Annotated in this window: 18 protein-coding genes; 5 read left to right on the forward strand and 13 right to left on the reverse strand. The window is 61.3% G+C overall.

The annotated features are described in order from the left end of the window. Positions 1 to 476: 476 nt before the first annotated feature. The 11 genes from ACINK1_RS06975 to ACINK1_RS07025 all read right to left on the reverse strand — a co-directional run bounded on the left by ACINK1_RS06975 (position 477) and on the right by ACINK1_RS07025 (position 15,425). Positions 477 to 1,223 carry an alpha/beta hydrolase gene (locus tag ACINK1_RS06975; RefSeq protein WP_376800635.1) on the reverse strand — a complete coding sequence of 249 codons (747 nt, stop codon included), beginning with the start codon at positions 1,221 to 1,223 and terminating at the stop codon, positions 477 to 479. Positions 1,224 to 1,944: 721 nt separating this feature from the next. Then, on the reverse strand, positions 1,945 to 2,193 hold the full coding sequence (locus tag ACINK1_RS06980) for a hypothetical protein (RefSeq protein ID WP_376800633.1): 249 nt from the start codon (positions 2,191 to 2,193) through the stop codon (positions 1,945 to 1,947). Between the two features lie 240 nt (positions 2,194 to 2,433). Further along, positions 2,434 to 3,735: a 3-carboxy-cis,cis-muconate cycloisomerase gene (gene pcaB / locus ACINK1_RS06985; RefSeq protein WP_376800638.1), complete on the reverse strand. Its 1,302-nt coding sequence runs from the start codon at positions 3,733 to 3,735 to the stop codon at positions 2,434 to 2,436. 69 nt (positions 3,736 to 3,804) lie between these two features. Then, positions 3,805 to 6,480 carry a nitrate reductase gene (locus ACINK1_RS06990; RefSeq protein ID WP_376800631.1) on the reverse strand — a complete coding sequence of 892 codons (2,676 nt, stop codon included), beginning with the start codon at positions 6,478 to 6,480 and terminating at the stop codon, positions 3,805 to 3,807. Continuing rightward, positions 6,480 to 8,069 carry a sulfite reductase subunit alpha gene (locus ACINK1_RS06995; protein WP_376800629.1) on the reverse strand — a complete coding sequence of 530 codons (1,590 nt, stop codon included), beginning with the start codon at positions 8,067 to 8,069 and terminating at the stop codon, positions 6,480 to 6,482. The genes ACINK1_RS06990 and ACINK1_RS06995 overlap by 1 nt, the downstream gene beginning before the upstream one ends. Beyond that, positions 8,066 to 9,817 (reverse strand): NirA family protein, encoded by a 1,752-nt coding sequence (locus ACINK1_RS07000; protein ID WP_376800627.1) that lies wholly within the window; start codon positions 9,815 to 9,817, stop codon positions 8,066 to 8,068. Before ACINK1_RS07000 ends, ACINK1_RS06995 begins: the two co-directional genes overlap by 4 nt. A gap of 1 nt (position 9,818) precedes the next feature. Then, positions 9,819 to 11,066, reverse strand: a complete 1,248-nt coding sequence (locus ACINK1_RS07005; RefSeq protein WP_376800626.1) for an NAD(P)/FAD-dependent oxidoreductase — start codon at positions 11,064 to 11,066, stop codon at positions 9,819 to 9,821. Between the two features lie 2 nt (positions 11,067 to 11,068). Further along, complete coding sequence (locus ACINK1_RS07010) at positions 11,069 to 11,878, reverse strand: ABC transporter ATP-binding protein (protein ID WP_376800624.1); 810 nt, start codon at positions 11,876 to 11,878, stop codon at positions 11,069 to 11,071. 10 nt (positions 11,879 to 11,888) lie between these two features. Next, the gene (gene ntrB / locus ACINK1_RS07015) at positions 11,889 to 12,797 is read right to left on the reverse strand and encodes a nitrate ABC transporter permease (RefSeq protein WP_376800623.1); all 909 of its coding nucleotides are present in this window, start codon (positions 12,795 to 12,797) and stop codon (positions 11,889 to 11,891) included. Between the two features lie 185 nt (positions 12,798 to 12,982). Further along, a complete protein-coding gene (locus tag ACINK1_RS07020; protein WP_376800621.1) occupies positions 12,983 to 14,296 on the reverse strand; it encodes a CmpA/NrtA family ABC transporter substrate-binding protein in 1,314 nt (437 codons plus the stop codon). Between the two features lie 247 nt (positions 14,297 to 14,543). After that, the gene (locus ACINK1_RS07025) at positions 14,544 to 15,425 is read right to left on the reverse strand and encodes a helix-turn-helix transcriptional regulator (protein WP_376800619.1); all 882 of its coding nucleotides are present in this window, start codon (positions 15,423 to 15,425) and stop codon (positions 14,544 to 14,546) included. A 141-nt stretch (positions 15,426 to 15,566) separates the two neighbouring features. Between ACINK1_RS07025 and ACINK1_RS07030 the strand changes: the two genes are divergently transcribed. From ACINK1_RS07030 to ACINK1_RS07045, 4 genes are read left to right on the forward strand one after another with little or no spacing between them, the layout of a single operon-like run. Then, the gene (locus tag ACINK1_RS07030; RefSeq protein ID WP_376800637.1) at positions 15,567 to 16,235 is read left to right on the forward strand and encodes an ABC transporter permease; all 669 of its coding nucleotides are present in this window, start codon (positions 15,567 to 15,569) and stop codon (positions 16,233 to 16,235) included. Next, positions 16,232 to 16,966 (forward strand): ATP-binding cassette domain-containing protein, encoded by a 735-nt coding sequence (locus ACINK1_RS07035; RefSeq protein WP_376800617.1) that lies wholly within the window; start codon positions 16,232 to 16,234, stop codon positions 16,964 to 16,966. The genes ACINK1_RS07030 and ACINK1_RS07035 overlap by 4 nt, the downstream gene beginning before the upstream one ends. A gap of 11 nt (positions 16,967 to 16,977) precedes the next feature. Then, a complete protein-coding gene (locus tag ACINK1_RS07040) occupies positions 16,978 to 17,877 on the forward strand; it encodes a substrate-binding domain-containing protein (RefSeq protein WP_395760042.1) in 900 nt (299 codons plus the stop codon). A 58-nt stretch (positions 17,878 to 17,935) separates the two neighbouring features. After that, positions 17,936 to 18,466: a molybdopterin-dependent oxidoreductase gene (locus ACINK1_RS07045; protein WP_376803282.1), complete on the forward strand. Its 531-nt coding sequence runs from the start codon at positions 17,936 to 17,938 to the stop codon at positions 18,464 to 18,466. Positions 18,467 to 18,486: 20 nt separating this feature from the next. On the opposite strand, the gene ACINK1_RS07050 is transcribed toward ACINK1_RS07045, so the two are convergent. Together ACINK1_RS07050 and ACINK1_RS07055 are read right to left on the reverse strand one after the other, a co-directional pair. After that, positions 18,487 to 18,966 (reverse strand): HPP family protein, encoded by a 480-nt coding sequence (locus tag ACINK1_RS07050; protein ID WP_376800612.1) that lies wholly within the window; start codon positions 18,964 to 18,966, stop codon positions 18,487 to 18,489. 63 nt (positions 18,967 to 19,029) lie between these two features. Further along, positions 19,030 to 19,455 carry a hypothetical protein gene (locus tag ACINK1_RS07055; RefSeq protein WP_376800610.1) on the reverse strand — a complete coding sequence of 142 codons (426 nt, stop codon included), beginning with the start codon at positions 19,453 to 19,455 and terminating at the stop codon, positions 19,030 to 19,032. Between the two features lie 156 nt (positions 19,456 to 19,611). Here ACINK1_RS07055 and ACINK1_RS07060 point away from each other — a divergent pair, with 156 nt between their 5' ends. Beyond that, positions 19,612 to 20,337: a ribonuclease activity regulator RraA gene (locus ACINK1_RS07060; protein ID WP_376800608.1), complete on the forward strand. Its 726-nt coding sequence runs from the start codon at positions 19,612 to 19,614 to the stop codon at positions 20,335 to 20,337. Positions 20,338 to 20,756: the final 419 nt, after the last annotated feature.

Consider the following 20,756-nt stretch of genomic DNA (forward strand, 5'->3'; position numbering starts at 1 on the left):
ACCAGCGCTTGCTGGAGCCGATCGGCAACATCCCGCCCGCCGAGGCGGAAGCAAACTACTACGCGGCGCTTGAGAACATCAAAATGGCCGCGTAGGACTCAAGCAAACCGCCCTCCGGCAAACCCAGTGCGGTTCACTCAGGCGCTATCGGAACGCCGCAGTGGAAAACATCGTAAGTCTCGATCAGTGCAAGGCCGCTCCAATCGGCCCTCAAGTAGCCAGGACAAATGGCGAGAATCGTGTTCGCGACACAATAGAAGACCGCCGACTGCAATTTCATTTCACGGTTCCCATTTGCGTCTTCAAGAGAATTTGCGCGCGGCAAGGCCCGCGAATAAAGAACAGCCGCCCGCAAAGTCCTCATCATCCCGCCAAGGCAGGCTGCGGCATGAAGTTGTTCGCGATGCGATCGAGGACATAAAGCGTTGTTTAGAGAGAAAACAGCGCTATTCCTTCAACGACGGTTGGTTTGAAAGTCAATTCGCCTTGATCCAGGCCACGGTCTGGGCGACCCCTTGGACCGGGGTCGTCTGATGGTTTGCGTCCACGACCACTCGCTGGCCGACTGTGTAAGGAGCCTGGTCCTGAATTGCTGGGCGGTCGGACGACCCGATGACCCACAAGACTGGCGTGCGCACGCCCTGCGCAGCAGCGGCGGCGGCAGCGGGTCCAGACGGATCGAAGAAACTGAGATACGCCTCCGCTGCGGTCTTGATCGGGAACGTGCGCCCCTGGTTGAAATCCTTGAATTCGGCCGTCTCCCGGCCTCGCCCCGCAGTGACCATCGCCCGTGCGCGTTCAAGGCTGTCGCCACTGACGCCAGCGATAAAGAGCGGCCGGTGCCCTGGCGCGAGGGCCACCACTCCAGCCGCGCGCCCTCCCGCAGCGACATAGCCGAGCGAGATGTTGGCACCCATGCTGTGGCCCGCCAGAAACACCTTCTGCGCTCCTTGACGTTCGGCCTGCGCCACAGCGACTGCCACCTCGTTGACTGTCGAGGCATATGTCCGATAGCCAGACGACCACGACATGCGCGGCATGACTACCACCGCCCCTTCTCGTCGCAGAGCGGCAGCTAGTGGCTGCAGAGGTCCTTGGCCGCCCCCCTTGCCGTGGATCAGCACAACCCCGACGCCGCGGAGTTCCTGCGCCGCCACGCTCATTGGCCAAAAGAGTACCGTGACAAGAATGAAAGTGGTGATCGCAGAAAATATATGCTTCATCTTCTAGTCCTCATTCGCCGACCCAGATCGCTGCAGTTCGAGAAAAGTACATGCGACTGGCGATAGTCACAAGCTGAGAAGTGTCTTCGGGAATCTGAACAGTCGGAATAAGTAGAATTTCTGCCAGTACCCATGCCGAATGTTCTGCGGCCATAGCGGACCGGATTTTCATACCGATAGTGGCGGCCCCGGCCAAAGTTCAGTCATCGCGTGAGCATGCTATATATCAGGACCGTCGGAATGCGCACGAGGTTACCAGGCGCATCGATCATGTCGCGCGGATATCCCTCGCGCTCCGCGGCTGTTTGTTCGACGATGTGATGGATTTGATAGCCAGCCTTTGGCTCGCTGACAGCATCTATCAATTCTTGCATCGTTTTTGATGTATCTTGATATGAAAGCAGTTGTCTCTGGTTGGATCAAGCCATTCCAACGCGTCGTAGGCGGTCATGAGCGCGCGTGCGGCTGGAACTGCAGAGCGTCCGAAGTTTGCAAGCCAGCGTGCAGCGGCCTTTGCATAGCTCGTGATAGCCCTGTTCGTTGAGGGAGGCTCCTCCGGCAGTTGTGGCGGTGGCGGAATGTCGGCTGGTTGATCGGCGTTCTCGGTCGGCAGTTCAGAAAGTGGCTTTCCATCCCTGCCACCGCCTGGTGGCTCACCAGAGATCGACGCGAGTATGACTGTTAATGGGGATGCTTCACCAACTGCGCCGCCATCGCGCGGCTACCTCCCGCCACCCGGTTGACCGGCAGGGATTCGTAGCTGCGCAGGATTGAACGCCCTGATCGCCAGCTCGTGCAGTTCGGCATGGAGTGCGCGCAAATCGGCGAGCTCCCGCCGCAGCGCTTTCTGTTCATGCGAACGATAGGCGGCGTCGGGCGACAACCAGGAAGCCAGCAGAACCCGCTGGTGGCAGTCAATGCTGCGCCGCAGGCGCTGGTCGGTCAGGTGGAAGCGGGTGGCAAGGTTCATGAAACGGTTCCGATGTTAGGACAACAATCCTAACACTGGCCGCCACAGGTGCGAGGTCATGACTTATCCCTCTGGGATAAACCTCTGAAACAACGATAAAACCGAGTGAAAAATCAATAGAAGAGCGGCGGGCTTTTCCACTCTGGAGCCAAAGCCGATCAGGTCGGATCGAATTTTGGCTCCAGGTTATTTTGCATCCCCTTTATCCGCCAGCCGGTATCCGCCTGGCGGGAGGATGCTCTAGCCGCCCACCACCCGGTCCACCATCTCGCCCGACAGGCCGAGATAATTTGCCGGGTCGCAGGCATGGTCGATGGCTGCGTCCCCACCAAGCGCGCCGACGATCTCTGGCGCGCGTTTGAGAATGTCGGCCAGCATGCCGCCCTGTTCGATCGCCTGCCGGCAGGCGCTGTAGACGACATCGTGAGCCTGCTGGCGCCCGAGCTTGGGAGCGGCTGCCATCATCACCGCCTCTGCCACGATCAGCCCATGGGTGAGGCCGAGATTGGCGCGCATGCGGTTTGTATCAACCACCAGCCCGCCCAGCATGAATTTTGCCTGATGAAGCGCCGAGGCCGTGAGGAGGAAACTCTCCGGCAGCGATACCCATTCAAGGTGCCAGGGGCCGGTGGCGCGCTCGAAATCATGGATCATGGCATCAAGCATGGTTGCCACATGCTGGCGCACGGCTTTGGCTGCGGCCAGCATAAGCTCGCTTGAAATCGGATTGCGCTTTTGCGGCATGGTCGAGGAGGCGCCGCGCCCGGGCTGGAACGGTTCCGCCACCTCGCCGAATTCGGTTGCTGCCATCATCATCACATCGCTTGCGACCTTGCCAAGCGTGCCGGTGATGAGGCCAAGCAGTGTCACCGCTTCCGCCAGCCCGTCGCGCGCCACATGCCAGGTGATGGCTGGTTGGGCGAGGTTGAGTTCGGCGCAAAACGCCGCCTGTACGTCGAGCCCGCGCGGACCAAGCGAGGCGAGCGTACCGGCCGCCCCTGAAAACTGTCCGATCAGAATGCGCGGCAGCGCCTGCTGTATACGCTCGATATGGCGGTCGATGGAGGAGAGCCACACCGCCACCTTGTAGCCAAACGTCACCGGCAGCGCCTGCTGGAGATGGGTGCGCCCTGCCATCGGCGTGTCGCGATGGCGCGTGGCAAGCTTTGCCAGGATGGTGCGCAGCTCGTGCAGATCGCGCGTGATGATGGCGAGCGCCTGTCGCAATTGCAGAATTGTCGCCGTGTCCATGATGTCCTGGGTGGTCGCTCCCCAATGGACGTAGCGCCCTGCCTCTCCCGCAGCCTTCACCAATTGGTGGACCAGCGGCAGGATGGGATAGCCGACGATCTCGGTCTCGCGCCGCATATGGTCGTAATCAATGCTCACGCTCTTGCAGACAGCGTCAATCGTGGCCGCCGCCTCGGGCGGGATGATGCCAAGCCGGCCTTCGGCACGGGCGAGCGCTGCCTCAACTTCAAGATAGCAGGCGACGAGCCCCTCATCGGAAAAGATGTGGCGCATCTCGCTGGTGCCGAACATGTCGCGGAAAAGCAGAGAATCAAAAACGGTCGACGCCACGATCAGATCTCCTTCATAGGGAGCGTGACTTTAGGCGTTGACAGGCGGTGCTGCCAGCCCCGGCATTGCATTGATCAACGCCTTGATTTCGGGGCGGCAGGAGCCGCAATTGGTGCCGGCCTTTGTGAGCGCACCGATGGCATCGACATCGCGCGCGCCTGACGTGAACGCCTCGCTGATCGTCGCGCGGCGCACCGCAAAGCACGAGCACAGGAGCGGCCCAAGGTCGGGGCCGGCATCAGCAGTGCGGCCCGCCAGAAGGGCCTTCTGCTCACCTGTCGTGAGCTTGTCCTTGGCGAACATGTCGATCAGCCAGTCGAATAGCGCTTCTTCGCGCTGCGGCGCCACGAAGAGTGCGGTTTCAAGCCGGTCCGCTTGCAATGAAGCGACACGAAAATGTCCCGTATCGTGATCTGCAAGGCTCGCGCGGTTCCCGTTTTCACCTGTCAGATTGGCGAGCACCGCCTGCAGCGCTGCGGGTGCGCGGGTCGAGGCAAAGAAAACGGCTTCCCCGTCTGCGAGCCGCAAGCGCACATGTTGCAGCCAGGCGGGGAGGGGAAGCGGGTGCCGGCTGAGCAGGATGCCCTCACTTGCCATGGCAACCGGCTCGACCGCGACGGGCGTGGCTTTCGATTCAGGCTGGCCTGAAAGTGGGTCGACATCGTCCTGAACGACGGCGTCGACCCTGACCAGCCCGCCGGTTGCAGCACTCCAGTGAAAGGGGGCGAATACCATGCCCGCCGGCAGGCCGGGATCGATATCGACCCGCAGGGTGACCGATCCATGGGCGCTTTCAACCCGTGCGTAGCCGCCAGATCGCAGACCGTGGTGCGCGGCGTCGTCAGGGTTGAGCGCAAGCAATGGCTCGCTGACATGGCGGGCCAGACGTGGCGCCTTTCCCGTTCGTGTCATCGTGTGCCAATGGTCGCGCACCCGCCCGGTGTTCAACATCAGCGGGTAGGCAGCACTTGGCCGATGGGCAAGGTGAGGTGGAGAGATCGCGACAAAACGCGCCCGCCCGTCAGGGGCAAAAAATCCGCCTGCGGCAAAAAGCCGGTCCTGCGGCTTGGCACCCTTTCGCCACGGCCAGTGAAACGGCGTCAGGGCTTGGTAGCCGGTATCGTCGATGTCAGCGACGGCGCCGATATCAAAATCGCGGCTGCCGTCATTTTCAAAGGCAGAGAGCGCCGCGTGCTCGCGAAAGATCGCCGCTGGCCCCTCATAGTCAAAACCCGCATAGCCCATGCGCCGCGCCACAAGGCATATATGCTCCCAGTCGGGCCTGGCGTCGCCCGGTGCTGGCAGAAACGGGCGCTGACGCGAAATGCGCCGCTCCGAATTGGTCACCGTCCCGTCCTTCTCGCCCCAGGCGCTGGCCGGCAGCAGGACATGGGCGCCCGCCTCATTGGTGTCAGTGGCACTCATCGCTTCCGAGACGACGAACAGATCGAGTTTTTTCATCGCCGCGCGTACGCCGTCAGCTCGCGGCATCGTTACCGCTGGATTGGTATGCATCACCCAAAGGGCCTTGATGGCGCCGCGCGCCACCGCATCAAACATGGCAACCGCCTTGCGGCCTTCGCCTCCGGCCAGATGCGGCGCGCCCCAGAAGCGGGCGACCCGCTCGCGCTCTTGCGGTGTGTAGCCCATATGAGCGGCCAGCATGTTGGCCAGCCCGCCCACCTCGCGCCCGCCCATGGCGTTGGGCTGGCCGGTCAGCGATAAAGGACCGCAACCCGGCTTGCCGATGCGCCCGGTCGCCAGATGGCAATTGAGGATGGCGTTGACCTTGTCCGTACCTTGCGCCGACTGGTTGACGCCCTGGCTGTAGCAGGTGACGACGCGCTCACGGTGGATGAAAAGATCAACGAAGCGGGCGATATCCTCAGCGCTCAGACTTGTTCGTGCCGCAACGCTTGAAAGGTCGGGAGCAATCTCGTGGGCCCGTGCCAGGGCTGCGTCGAAGCTGCTGGTATGGGCGGCGATGAAGGCGCGGTCGGTCTTTTGGCGGCGCGCCAGCTCGCTCAGCAAAAAAGAAAAGAGCACACTATCCATGCCGGCTGCGACGGGCAGGGAGAGATCAGCCCCTGCGGACGTGGCGGTGACGCGCGGGTCGATGTTGACGAGGATGGCGCCTCTTGTCTCGCGTGCCGTCTGCATGCGCTGGTAGAGGACAGGATGACACCAGGCAGCGTTCGATCCGGCAAGAATGATCAGATCGGCTTCGTCCAGATCCTCATAGGTGTTCGGGACCGTGTCGGAGCCGAAGGCGCGCCGGTGGCCTGCGACCGACGAGGCCATGCACAGCCGGGAATTGGTATCGACATGCGGCGTGCCGATAAAGCCCTTCGCGAATTTGTTGGCAACGTAATAATCTTCCGTCAACAACTGGCCCGAGAGATAGAAGGCAATCGCCCCGGCGCCGTATTTTTCAAGTGTTTGCTTCAGGCCATCTGCAATGAAGGCGCTTGCCTGGTTCCATGTCGCGCGCTGGCGATGGATGGTCGGGTAGAGAAGCCGCCCCTCAAGGCCGATTGTCTCGCCGAGCGCCGCCCCCTTGACACAAAGCCGTCCGTGATTGGCAGGATGATCCGTGTCCCCCGTGACCGCTGCGCTGCCATTGCCATCCGGCGATACCACGACGCCGCACCCCACGCCGCAATAAGGGCAAGTCGTTTTGATCGACCCTGACAGGCGGGCGTCCATCAATAGACGTCGGCTTGATAACGGCCCGCCTTCTTCAGCCCGGCAACGAAGGAAACAGCGTCCTCGCTGCTCATCTTTCCATGCGCGCCAGCGATATCAACGAGAACCCGCTCCACATCCTTGGCCATGCGTTTGGCATCGCCGCAGACGTACAGGTGCGCGCCGTCCTTCAGCCACGACCATAACTCGGAACCGCTATCGCGCATGCGATCCTGCACATAGATCTTGTCTTTTCCGTCCCGCGACCACGCAAGTGTCAGGCGCTGCAGATGCCCAGCCGATTTCATGGCATTCAGTTCGTCGGCATAGAAGAAATCGCAGGCTGAGCGTTGATGGCCGAAGAAAAGCCAGTTGCGCCCCGGCGCCCTGCAGGCGATGCGCTCATGAAGGAAGGCGCGGAAGGGCGCGATGCCGGTGCCAGGCCCGATCATGATGATCGGCTTTGCCATGTCAGCGGGCAAGGCAAAGTCATGGGCCTTTTGTACATAGGCTTTGATGGCCGCTCCCGGCAGCGCACGCTCGGCCAGAAAGGTTGACGCCAGCCCATGGCGCTGGCGTTGCCCGAGGCGGTAGCGCACGCTGTCAACCGTCAGTGACAACTGGTCTGGAATGGTTTTGGGCGACGATGAGATCGAATAAAGGCGCGGCTGCAGGAGGTCCAGGGCTTCAGTAAACGCCTCGGGACTGAGCTTCAATCCGGCAAATTTGTGCAGCGTTCCAAGCACGTCGAGCAGCGCTGCGTCACCATCAGGATCATCACCTTTGGCAAGCGCCTGAGCCTTTGCCCGCTGGGCGCCGCCCGTCACGAACGAAATGAGCTGGAACAACGTGTCGGGCGCCGGCCCCAGCGCACGCTCGTGAATGAGTGCGTGACGCAGCGTTGAGCCGCCAACCGGCGCATCGGGTCGCGCGCCCATGAGGGCGATGATCGCGTCAGCCAGTCGCGGATCATTGTCGGCAAAAACACCGAAACTGTCACCAACCACATACGACACACCGCTGCCCGAAAGGTCGAATTCGATGTGGTATGTCTCCTTCTGCGACCCTTCTCCGTTCAGCTTGCGCCGGGATAAAAACCGCACCTCGGTCGGATTGTCGCGTGACATTCCCCTGGCGGGTGGCGCGTTCGCTGCAACCGGGGCAGCCTGAACCGCAGCCCCCGCGCCATCCTGCATCAGCGATTTGATCGCCCTGAGTGTCTCCTTGCCGCCGGGAGCGCACAGGTTGAGCCGCGCTTCGCTCCCTGAGGCGAGCGCTGCGGAATAGGTGGCGCACACATAGCCGCACTGGCCGCAATCCTGCTGCGCCATGGCGGCAAACAATTTCTGCCTGACGGAGCGCCCCTCGGCGCGTTTCAGCCGCTCGGCAATCTCCATGGCCGGATCATGCCAGGGCGCATCGTCAGCTTCGGCTGGCGGTTCGTTCAGAAGGGCCGAAACCTCGCCGGGAGCCAGCGCCGTCACGGCTGCCGTATCAAGCTTCAGATAGCCGGCGAAAAAACCGCTCAGCCAGGCGCGCTGGGCGGCCTCGAACGGCGCTGTCTCGGGCAGAAGATCGTAACTTTTGACCAGCGGCAAATTGATCGTCATGACGCACCGCCCGCAAGTGCCTTCAGCGTCTCGTCATCAACGCGATGGGTGAAGGCGTGGAAGCTTTCGTCCGGGGATGTGCGGTGCGCTTGCCACGCCCTCAGCAGGCGCTCGACATGGCCGGCGGCCTTGCCTGCCGGCACCTTCGGCCATAGCAGGCGTCCGATCCTCGCCTGATCGGCGAAGCCGCCGCCGACAATGATATCGTAGCCCTCAATCGTATCGCCCTCATCGTTGACCGGCACTGGCGCCCCGACGAGCCCGATATCGCCGATATAATGCTGGGCGCACGAGTGATGACAGCCGGTGACATGAATATTGACCGGCTGGTCGAGCACAAGCTTCTGGTCAAGGCTCGCGGCGATCCTCACTGCGTCTTCCTTGGTGTAGGCAGCGGCGAATTTGCATCCCGTCTTGCCGGTGCAGGCGACCAGCCCCGAAGCCAGCGTGCTGGCGCTCGCCGAAAGGCCGAGCGCGCCAAGACCGGCTATCACCGCCTCGACATCGCCGTCGCGCACGCCTGACATCAGCAGGTTTTGCCAGACGGTGAGGCGGATATCGCCATCGCCGTAGCGCTTGGCGAGCATCGCCAGTCCACGCACCTGGTCGACGCTGAGCTTGCCTACCGGACAATGAACACCAATCCAGTTCAACCCTGCCTGCTTCTGCGCCCGCACGCCGATATGGGCCTGACGATCAATTGGCGGGCGCGGAAGAAGATCGCTTTCGCTGAGGCGGGTAAGCTTCCTGTCGAGGAGCGTTTCCACCTCGCCCAGAAAGCGCTCGAAGCCCCACGCATCGAGGAGATATTTGAGCCGTGCTTTGGTACGATCAGTGCGCGTGCCATGCGAAATGAACACGCGCACAATGGCGTCCGCCACCGTGATACAGTCTTCGCTCGTGCAGAACAGACCGGTGGCACGCGCCAGATCCTTGTGGCCGGTGATCCCGCCCAGCGTCACACGCCACATCAATTGTTTATCGCCGTTGTCCTTTGCTCTGAGTTGAACCGCTTGAAAGCCGATATCATTGGTCTCTTCCAGCGTGGCGATGATCCCGCCACCGTCGAAGGCGACGTTGAATTTGCGCGGCAAACCATAAAGCGAGCGGTCATTGAGAATATGCTTGTGCCAGTCGCTGGCAAGCTGCCTGGTGTCGGCAATTTCCTGCCCGTCGATCCCCGCCGTCGCGCCCCCGGTGACGTTGCGGATGTTATCAGCCCCCGAGCCGCGGGTGCTCAATCCGAGATTCTCGACCGCTTCCACCACCGCCGCCCCGCTTGAGGGTGCAATCTCGCGCAGTTGCAGATTGGCGCGCGTCGTTACATGGACGTAGGGGCCACCATGACGCTCGGCGATGTCGGCAACGCCGGCGAACTGCCAATGGCGCAGGATGCCGTTGGGAATGCGCAGCCGGCACATATAGCTCGTCTGCGTTGGCGCCACATAGAACAGGCCATAATAGCGCCAGCGAAAATTATCCTCCGGCTTCGGTGCCTCGTTGCGGCGCGACTGTGCCTTGAAGCGCGCATAGGCATCGAAGGGGTGTTCGGCCCGCTTCCATTTCTCCTGATCAGCCAGCTTGCCGCCGCCCGCCGTCACGCTGTCCTGAGCGGCCGTGTGGATCGCATCGGGTCCGGCCGGACCTGCAGGCGCAACCGGCGCTTTGCCCGCCAACATGCCAGCCCCGATGCCGGCCGCAAACCCTTCGAGATAGCGCTTCTGTTCACCAGAAAAATCGCTGCTCATGTCACGCCGCTTTCTCTGACATGTGAGACACGAAGGCGCGCCCATGAATGAGGTCGAGGCGCATTGCTGCGATGGATAAACCCGAGCGAATAAGGTCGCGGTACCACAGCCCGTCCTCGGTATCGCCGACCAGAACGCAACCGATCAGGCGGTCGCCTGAAAACACCAGGCGGCGGTATGTCCCGTTCGCCCGCGCCTCGATGACGGCGCTGCTGACGCTATCACTGTCGCTTGACATATCGCCGGCAGAAAACACCGGCACGCCAGAGACCTTGAGATTGGTGGCAGGCGCCATGCCGGCAAAGGCAGCCGGCTCGCCACAAAGGCAGCTGGCAAGCACGTCGGCCTGCGCATAGGCGGGTTCGATCAGCCCGTGGACGATGCCGCGATGTTCGGCACACTCGCCGATGGCGAAGATATCCGCCACATTCGTCGCCATCTGGTCATCGACGATGATGCCGCGCCCGACTGCCACGCCAGCGGCCCTGGCAAGTGCTGCGTTGGGTTTGATGCCGACCGCCATCACCACCAGGTCGGCTGCTATCTTCCCGCCATCGGCAAGGAGAACGCCATCCACTGTGCTGTCGCCGGTGATTGCTTGCGTCTGCGCCTTGAGAATGACGCGGATACCACGCCGGCGCAGGGCATCGAGCAGGAAGGCTGCGCCGCGCGCATCAAGCTGGCGCTCCATGAGCCGGTCCATGACGTGGAGCAGCGTCACCTTCGCGCCGCGACGGGCCAAGCCGGATGCCGCCTCGATGCCGAGGAGCCCGCCGCCAATCACAACGGCGGCGTATCCGGGCTGCACCGACGCTTTCATCGCCGCGACATCGTCAAGCGCGCGGAACACCATGACGCCAGGCAGGTCAGCGCCCGGCACCGGCAGACGGATCGCCTGCGAGCCGACGGCAAACACCAATTGGTCGTAGTTATGGCGCGTTCCCTCGGCTGTTACCGCCACCTTGGCAACGGTATCGATGCTTTGGACGGTGGCGCCACAGATAAGGCGGACACCCTGCGCGGCATACCAGTCACGGCTTCTCAACTGGACGCCATCATCGTCATTGTCGCCGGCAAGCAGGGAGGACAACAAAACACGATTATAGGCAGGCGATGCCTCGGCACCGAGAACCGTGAGGGTGAAACGGTGAGGCGCCCGCGCGATGATCTGCTCCACCAGGCGCAGCGAGGCCATGCCATTGCCGATAATGACAAGCCGCAGGCGCTCGCGTAACGGCTCGGTCGCCATGGTCAGGCGACCAGCGAGGGCGCCTTGTGGCGCGCATAGAGGAATTCGATCACCGCCGCGCGACATTGGGTATAGGTCGCATCGCTGACGAGCGCGAGCCGATCACGGGGGCGTGCGAGCGGAACGGTCAGGACCTCGCCGATGGTTGCCGCCGGCCCGTTGGTCATCATGACGATGCGATTGGAAAGCAGGACCGCCTCATCGACATCATGCGTGATCATGATCATCGTGTTCTTCAGCCGGGAATGAATCTCCATCACCGAATCCTGGAGGTGGGCGCGCGTCAGCGCGTCGAGCGCGCCAAAAGGCTCATCAAGAAGGAGGATCTTCGGCTCAAGCGACAGCGCGCGGGCAATGCCGACGCGCTGCTTCATGCCGCCTGACAATTCCGAGGGGAATTTCTCCAGGGCATGGCTCATGTGGACGAGCGCCAGATTATGCTTGATCCATTCGTCGCGCTCCGCCCGGCTCTTGCGGCCGGAAAACACCTTGTTCACCGCTATCGCCACGTTGTCGTAGACGCTGAGCCAGGGCAGCAGCGAATGGTTCTGGAAGACGATGGCCCGCTCAGGGCCGGGGCTGTTGACCTCGCGGTTCTGCAACAGCACGGCGCCTTTGGTCACCGGCGTCAACCCGCCGATAATGTTCAGTAGCGTCGATTTTCCACAGCCGGAATGACCAATGATCGAGATATACTCGCCATTGGCGATGGACAGATGAATATCGCGCAGAACTTCGGTTGTCGTCGAGCCCCGCTGAAAGCTTTTGGCGATGTGATCAAGCTTGAGATAGGGGTCGCTGTCCTTTGACATCACCGCTCCTTCAGGGCGTTGCGCTGCGCGTGACGAAACGCCCTGCGGCAGACACCAGGCGATCAAGGACAAAGCCGACAACGCCGATATAGACGAGCGCGACCACGATGTCGGGCAGTTTGGATGAATTCCAGGCGTCCCAGATGAAAAATCCGATGCCAACACCGCCTGTCAGCATTTCAGCCGCAACGATCGCCAGCCATGACAGACCGATACCAATGCGCAGCCCGGTGAAGATATAGGGCGCCGCTGAAGGCAGCATCACCTTGAAGAAAAGCTCCAGGGTGTTGAGGCGAAGCACCGCAGCGACATTGCGATAATCCTGCGGCACGTTGCGGATGCCGACCGCCGTGTTGATCAAGATCGGCCAGATGGACGTGATGAAGATCACGAAGATCGCGGATGGATTGGCATCACGGAAGGCCGCGAGCGAAATGGGCAGCCAGGCAAGCGGGGGAACCGTGCGCAACACCTGGAAGATCGGATCAAGCCCGCGCATCGCCCAGATGGACTGCCCGATCAGGGCGCCGATGGCGATGCCGGCGATTGCCGCCAGCCCGAAGCCGACCGCTACCCGCTGCAGGGAGGTAAGAATACGCCAGCCAAGCCCGATATCCTGGGATCCGGCCCAATAAAAGGGTTGCAGGATCAGGTCTTTCGATTCGCTCCACACGATACTGGGCGTGGGCAGTGATGCGCCGGGCTGAGAAAAGGCAATCTGCCAGATGAGAAGCAGCAGGGCGGTCGTGAGGGCAGGAGGCAGAGCATTCTGCAGCGTCCATATCCAGGCGCGCATTGCCCTGCGGCCCAAGGAAAACGCCGGCGAGACCGCGACCGCGTTATTCAGCACCTTTCGCGGGTTAGCCGTCGCCGGCGCTGAAGTGTGAGCATAGCCATCACCAGTGCTTGCCAATGTCATGCCGCCGATCCTCTATCCGCCGTTTGACGGGCCGTACAACCGCGTCGCTTATGGTCCGACATTCAAACTCCATGCCAACGGCCAAGTGTGCGCTTATCCGCCTCTTCGCTGCAAAACCGGAAGATTGGATTCCTCAGCATCGCCGCATCTGCCCAAAAAACATACGGCGATCAAAAATTGTCCAATTAAACGGCAGCCCGCTTGATTTTGAGGGATTTGAGATAGCCCATGGGATCGGCAGGATCGAATTTCACGCCGTCGAAGAAGGTCTCGACACCACGGCTGTCGCCGCTCGGCGCATCGGCCAGACCGATTTGCTTGGCTGCCTCACGCCACAGATCGGCGCGGTTGGTCTTGTCGATGAGCGCTTTGGCATCCATCGTCAGCGGAAACTTTCCCCACCGCATATTCTCGGCAACAAACCACGCATCATGGCTCTTATAGGGGTAGGACACTTCGCCATTCTTGCCCCAGAACTTCATGGCAAGGCCGGTGTCTGTGACCTTCCGGCCGAGGCCATAGTTGATGTCACCCTTGATCCGCCCGATGATATCGCCGACCGGCACATTGAACCATTGCCGCCGGCCGACAATTTCAGCCATTTCCTGCTTGTTTTCGGCTTTTTCGCACCACTGCTGTGCTTCCATGGTGGCCATCATGATGGCTAAGGTCGCCTTGGGGTTGGCATCCACCCATTCAGCGCGCATGCCAAGCGCCTTTTCAGGGTGACCACCCCACAACTCGCCCGTCGTCAGCGCCGTATAGCCGATGTTCTGGTTGACGAGCTGCTCGTTCCACGGCTCGCCGACGCAGAAGCAATCCATGGTTCCAACCTTCATGTTGGCGACCATCTGCGGTGGCGGCACGACGATGACCTTGATGTCGTTGTCCGGATCGATGCCGCCAGCCGCCAGCCAGTAGCGGATCCAGACATCATGCGTGCCCCCGGGAAAGGTCATTGCCGCTGTCAGTTCCTTGCCGGCCGCCTTCTTGCGGGCGAATGCCTCGCGCAGCGGCGAGGCATCCTTCTGGATGTTCAGGTCCTTGTATTCGTTTGAGACCGAAATGCCCTGGCAATCATAATTGAGGTTGAGCAGCGTATACATTGGCAGCTTCTGGTTGTTCTGTGTCACCGTGCCGGCTGAGTACATGTGGACCTTGGGGCGCAGAATATGCGCGCCATCGATACCATTGGCCTTGGTTCCCAGCGCCATGTTGTCACGCGTAGCCCCCCAAGAGGCCTGCTTCGAGATATCCATATCGGGCAGACCAAACTTGTCGAAGAACCCCTTTTCCTTGGCGATGATGAGGGGAGCTGAATCGGTCAGCGCTATGTAGCCGAGCTTCGTTCCCTTGACCTCGGGGCCGGCGCCTTGCGCGAAAGCGCCGGACGGAAAGGCCATGCGCGCCGCTGTCAGCGCTGCGGCAGATGCGCTCAGCGCCAGGAATTGACGGCGGCCTGCCTGCATACCTTTTGACGATCCACGAGACCTGTTCATGACATATGTCCTTCTGCGATGAACCGGTATTGTGCGCTGCACCATCGATTCTTCCATCGTCAAGACGGGGCACGGCACGACAAATTTTTGTGCGAATAAAACATAATAAAATCAATGTATTGCAGAATAATTCTGTTAAACAAGCGAATCGGTTCGCTGTGATTTTAGGCATTTGCCTAGAGCGAACGCTGCGTAAAGCGCCACGAAATCTGGGGTCGCTGCCGCCTCCGCAGCGTCCGGCACCAGGCTATTTTACAAAGCAGACTGTTCCAGTTTCCGTGACGTCATAACCGCCGAACAAAGCCGCCTGCCGGACGAAACGTTGATCGCGCATCAGCGCGAATAATCTCTGCGGCCCCGGCATAAAATAGGTGCGCTGGCGCAGGGCCAGATCAAAGGCTTCCCAGGCGAGCGCGACGAATCCAAGCCCCAGATTTGCCGCAACCGCACGCGTGGCAACGCCACAATCAATGTCGTTGGCCTTCAATGCCTGCGCAAGATCGAGCCCGGTGGGGTAAGGCCCGCCAGCCGATCGCAGGCTCGCCGCCTCGCGCCCTTCCTGCGCCAGCAACCGTCGAAGCAGCATAAAGGCACCCGCGCCTTCCTGGCGAAGCCCGATACGGGCGCCGCCATCGATTGCTGCACCAAGCGAAGTGAGCCCGAGCGGGTTACCGGGTGCGACCAGCAAACCTTGCTCGCGCCGGGCAAAAGCAATGAGCACAACGTCATTAAGCGCGCTATTGCCGGCAATCGCGCCAGCATTGGCGGCAACATCGTCGCCAAGGTCATGAAAATGGATGGCAGCCATCCCGACATCATGGCGCTCAAGCCGTTTAAGCCCGGCCTGCGAGCCTTCCGACAGCAGGGCAAGTCCGCAACCGGATGTGCGCACGGCCCATTCGAGCAGAGGATCGCTGCTACCACCAATAATGGGTGGCGCTGGTGGCGGCAGTTGCGCTGGACCGACAAGCCCGGCGGCGATCCAGCTATCGAGGCTGACACGTGGAAACAGCCATTTACCACTGACTTTGGAACAGGGTACGGCGCCCGCCGCGACGAGATCGTAGAGCTTGCGTTCCTTGATCCGCAGATAGGTGGCGGCTTCCTCGGTCGTCAGGTAGGCGTTCATGGGATGCATCTCCGGTGCTTTTGTATGCATATAGATGTATAAATTACATGATTGGCATTTATGCGGAAAGGATAGTATAAATTTGGCAGCATCGAGGGAAGCGGCGTGGAATTTGTTTCGGCCTTCACCACGGCCATCGGCATGGTGGCAGATGTCGACCCGGCACTGATGGCGATCATCGCGCTGTCATTACGGGTGACGCTGTCGGCCGTCTTCCTGGCAGCCCTGATCGGATTGCCGCTCGGCGCGCTCCTTGCCGTCAGCCGCTTCCCCGGCCGCGCCCTGCTCGTGGTCGCGATCAACGCCCTCATGGGATTGCCCCCGGTGGTTGTCGGGCTTGCGATCTATCTGATGCTGTCGCGCTCAGGCCCGCTGGGTGGCCTTGGCTGGCTGTTCACGCCGCCAGCCATGATCCTTGCCCAGTTCGTGTTGGTCCTGCCGATCGTCGTCGCGCTGACCCGTCAGAGCTTGGAGGATTTATGGGGCGAGTATCGCGAACATCTGCTGTCGCTTGGCCAGTCGGGTTGGCAGGTGGTTCCAACTCTTTTGTGGGAAGGGCGCTTTTCGCTGGCAACTGCCCTCCTTGCGGGCTTCGGGCGGGCAAGCGCCGAGGTTGGCGCCGTGCTCATCGTCGGCGGCAATATCGCTGGCTATACCCGCACCATGACAACCGCCATCGCCCTTGAGACCTCGAAGGGCGACCTGCCGCTGGCACTCGGCTTAGGGCTGGTGCTCCTGCTGTTGACGCTTGTGATCAATGCGGCGGCCTTTGGAGCAAGCCGCATCGGCGCCCGGTTCATGGGCGCATGAGCGTGCACGGCCCGCGCACGATTCTTCCCCTGCTCGTTGAAAATCTCACCTATGAGGTGGACGGCGAAAAGCTGCTTGGCCCCCTCTCGCTTTCTGTCAATCGCGCCGAGGCGCTTGCCATCATCGGCCCGAACGGCGCGGGAAAATCGTTGTTGCTGCGCCTTTGTCACGGCTTGATCGCGCCAAGTGGCGGGACGATACGCTTTGCTTCAGCGGCTGGCAGTATCGCCGCGCCCAAGCGCCACGCCATGGTCTTCCAGAAGCCGGTGATGCTGCGCCGCTCGGCGCGGGAAAATCTCATCCACGCTTGTCGTGCGGTAGGTTTTTCACATAGCGAGAGCCTGCAGCGCAGCGGATCAGCCCTTCACCGCTTCGGCCTTGCGTCACTCGCTGATCGTCCCGCCCGCCTTCTCTCGGGCGGTGAACAGCAGCGCCTGGCGATCGCCCGCGCCGCCGCCCTTGATCCCGAAATACTCTTTCTCGACGAGCCGACCGCCCATCTCGATCCCGGCGCCACGCGTCAGATCGAAGACATGCTGATCACCCTCAAAGAGCAGGGGATGACATTGGTGTTCGCGACCCACGATCTGCCGCAGGCGCGCCGTCTGGCCGAACGTGTTGTTTTTATCCATCGCGGTCAGGTTGAGGAGGACAATACGGCGTCAGCCTTTTTCGCCGGGCCGCGAAGCCAGTCCGGCAAGGCGTTCATTGCCGGCGATTTATTGTGGTGAAGCACTGTCAAATGGAGAAAATGCAAATGAACCGTTTCCACGGCCTGACACTGTCAAAACGCCGCCTCCTGGCCACGCTGGCGATACTCGCCATTGCTCCGCCATTATCCCTGCACGCGCAGTCGGCAAGCCCGCCGGTCGTGTCGTCAGCGATCCGCACGATTATTGTCGCATCCACCACATCAACCCAGGATTCCGGGCTGTTTGAACATATTTTGCCGATATTCACCGCCAAAACCGGCATTACCGTCCGCGTTATCGCCCAAGGAACGGGGCAGGCGCTCGACACGGCACGCCGAGGTGACGCAGATGTGGCTTTCGTTCATGCCCGCTCCCAGGAGGAGAAGTTTGTTGCCGATGGCTTCGGCGTCGCGCGCAGGCCGGTGATGTATAATGACTTCGTTCTGATCGGCCCGGCGAGTGATCCGGCGGGGATCAAGGGCACGAAGGATATCGCCATTGCCCTCAAGGCGATCAGCGACAAGAATCTTCCCTTTGTCTCGCGTGGCGATCGCTCGGGAACTCATGCAGCCGAACTCAATTTGTGGAAACTCGCCAGCGTCAATCTCGATGCGGTCAAAGGCCCGTGGTACCGTGAGATCGGTCAGGGGATGGGTGCGGCGCTCAACACTGCCGGCGCCTCGGAAGCCTATGTTCTCGCTGATCGCGGCACCTGGCTCGGTTTCAAAAACCGCCAGAATCTGGCGATCATTGTCGAAGGTGACAAGCGGCTCTTCAATCAGTATGGCGTCATCCTGGTTGACCCCAAACGCCATCCCCACGTCAAGGCCGCCGATGGTAAGGCCTTTATCGACTGGCTGACCGGAGCGGATGGCCAGAAGGCTATCAGCGACTATAAAATCGGCGGTGAGCAGTTGTTCTTCCCCAATGCGGGCGCAGGCGGCGTATGACCGGCGCGAGCGCTCAAGCCGTCTGCGCGACCATTGTCGCCATGATCGGATACAACGCATGATAAGATTCATCGCTCGAATAACTCTCAAGCCGCAGGTGCTGTTGGCGCTGGCGCTTCTTGCTCTGCCAATGTCGGTACCTGTCGTCATGGCGCAAAACCTCACAGTGAATGGTATGGCAGGTGGGTCGAAAATCTATTCCCTGCCTGAGCTGGAAGCGCTTGGTCTCACCGAAGCAACGGAAGGACGCGAGGTATCTACTGGCGGCCGGACGCAACGCCTTGATGTCCGCTATTCCGGTGTCTTGCTGGCCAGACTTCTCGGTGATGCCGGCATCGAGGCAATCGATCGCTACAAGGTGCGGGCATCAACCGTCATCGTGACCGCTGTGGACGGCTACAGGGCGAGCTTTTCGTGGGGAGAGCTGTTTAACAGTCCAGCGGGCGCCAGCATTCTTGTCATTACGCGCGAAAATGGCGAGAGGTTGCCATCGCGAGAGGGGGTATTCAGCCTGCGCTCCCTCTCGGATCAGCGGCCGGGGCCTCGCCATGTCCGGCAGGTGAGCGAGATCAATGTCCTGCTCAATTAAGCTTCAAAGCTTCGCCAGCCTCAATCAAACAGTCGTCGCTCGATCCAATAGGTGGCGCGCCCGTAAACGGCAAGCATCACAGCGCCGATAAGAATGGGCATGATCGCCCATTCGCTGCCAACCCCATGGCTGGTCACGACAAAAGCGTCGAGGGCCGCCGGGGGGTGCAGCGCCTTCAGCAGCAGCATCGCCAGGACGGCCAGCGCGACGGCAAGCCCGTTCTCGAGTTCGCCCGGTCCAAGGCTCCACAAGACGATAAATCCGGCGAGTGTCGAGAGCATATGCCCGGCGATCACCGGATAGGGGCGGGCGGCCTGTGTATCGGGAGCCGAGACCGTGAGGACAATCGACGTGACAAACGGCACAAGCGGCAGCGGCAAAGCGACTAAAGCCGCCAGAATTTCCATGACAATGACAGCTATCCCCGTCGCCAGCGCCCGATAGGCCATGCGTGGTGCTGACAGCGCCCAGTTCCGGGCGCCCGAATCCTTTTCACTCATCTCGCTGACACCTTTACAGTTCAGCGCGCGGAAAAATTGGCGCCTGACCGCAACCGACGGCCTCTACCTTTGGCGATAACGGCGCTGGTCAGGTAATGCAAGTTGTCCGTCATTGAACGGCAAGGGGCCGCGAACATTGCCGGGTGGCGGGCGGTAGCCCTGCACACATCCAATCCCCGCGGCGAAGATCTGTCCGCCAGCGCACAAGGGAGTGTTCGCGAGGGGAGGGCCGCCGGCTCGTGGCGGGATGGCGCCAGGGCCCTGCCCGTAGGCAGGCGCGTAGGTGAGCACGTGCCCGCCCTGCCGCCCTCTGCCAAGGTCGGCCGGGATGTCGAGAGTGTAGGGGGTGCTCCACTCCCTGACCTCGACGTCGACCGCTTGTGGCGGAGCGCTGCGGTAGCCATCGGCTCTGGCGGCGGTGAGCATCGCGCCCGACACAAGTGCAAACGCAACTGGCACAGTCAGGCGTGTCATTTTCAGCCGGTTCATGGATTGCACTCCCTCAACTGCGCCGTGACGGAGCAAAACGGCTCGCCCGACCAAGGTCACAACCAGATGTCGCAACGATCGGGCCACGCGCTGCCATGACGTTGACAGCCCGTCGCAATTTCGCCCAGGTAGCGCCTGACATCAGGAGCCTAGGCGATGAATGTGACCGTGACCTCCCTTGATCCAGCCCTCAAAGAGCGGCTCGAAAGCGTCTCGACCGCGACCTTGACGACGATCATGCTTAAAAAGGGCATACGCCGCTCATGGCTGCGCGGGCCCATGCCGCTTTTCGCCGCCAGTCACCGCGCGGTCGGCCGCGCCTTCACGCTGCGCTTTGTCCCGTTGCGCGAGGACCTGGCGACACCGGAATCATGGTCGTCTCCGCGCTCCACGCGGGCGGCGATTGAAGAGATGCCGGAAGGTGTGATCGCCGTTGCCGACGCCATGGGTGTTCGCGATGCGGGTATTTTCGGCGATATTCTGGCACTCCGCATGAAAAAACGCGGTGTGTCGGCGCTCATCACCGATGGTGTCATGCGCGACGCGGCAGGGGTGGAATCATCCCGTCTGCCGGTCTGGGCGACGGGCGTCGCAGCGCCGGCCTCCGTCAGCAGCCTCACCTTCGTTGGCTGGCAGGAGCCGATCGCCTGTGGCGGCGCTGCCATTTTCCCCAATGACGTCATCGTTGCCGACCGTGACGGCGCGGTCGTCATTCCCGCCGCGCTCGTTGATGAGGTGGCGACACTTGGCGTCGAGCAGGAACGCCTCGAAGGCTGGATCATGGGCGAGGTGGAAGCCGGCCATCGTCTGCCCGGACTTTACCCCCCCGATTCAGAGACAAAAGCGCGCTATGAAGCGTGGAAGGCTGCACAGCAGCGCTGAGGCGTTCGGCGTGGCGCCAAACCTCACATCAAAGCGTTTGTGACGGACGATTCGTCCTGCTGCGAAATCACGCGCCGTGACCGTCAAGATGACGTAAAGTAAGCCAAAAGATTGGCCAAATGCCGTAAAAACGGGCGGATTATCGTCGCGCGACCGGCAGCGCCAACTCATCCGCAAGACGGTTTTGTGACAAACATGTCACAAGGCGAAACGAAGTCGCAATTCAGCGGCGAAAACGCCCGGTTTCTGTTGCTGAAGCAGATTAACTGATCCAATCATCGCATCTCTTATCTGTTGGGGTGGGCTCGCTTGAGCATCTTTTGTATCGGCAGCGCGCCTCTGCAATCACAGTACTCTCTGCTTTCCTTACTAACTTTTGGGGATGAATTCATGAAAATGGTTCGGTGCTTTCTGCTCGG

Source organism: Raskinella chloraquaticus (SeqCode) (assembly GCF_021731865.1).
Lineage (GTDB): Bacteria > Pseudomonadota > Alphaproteobacteria > Rhizobiales > UBA4765 > Raskinella > Raskinella chloraquaticus.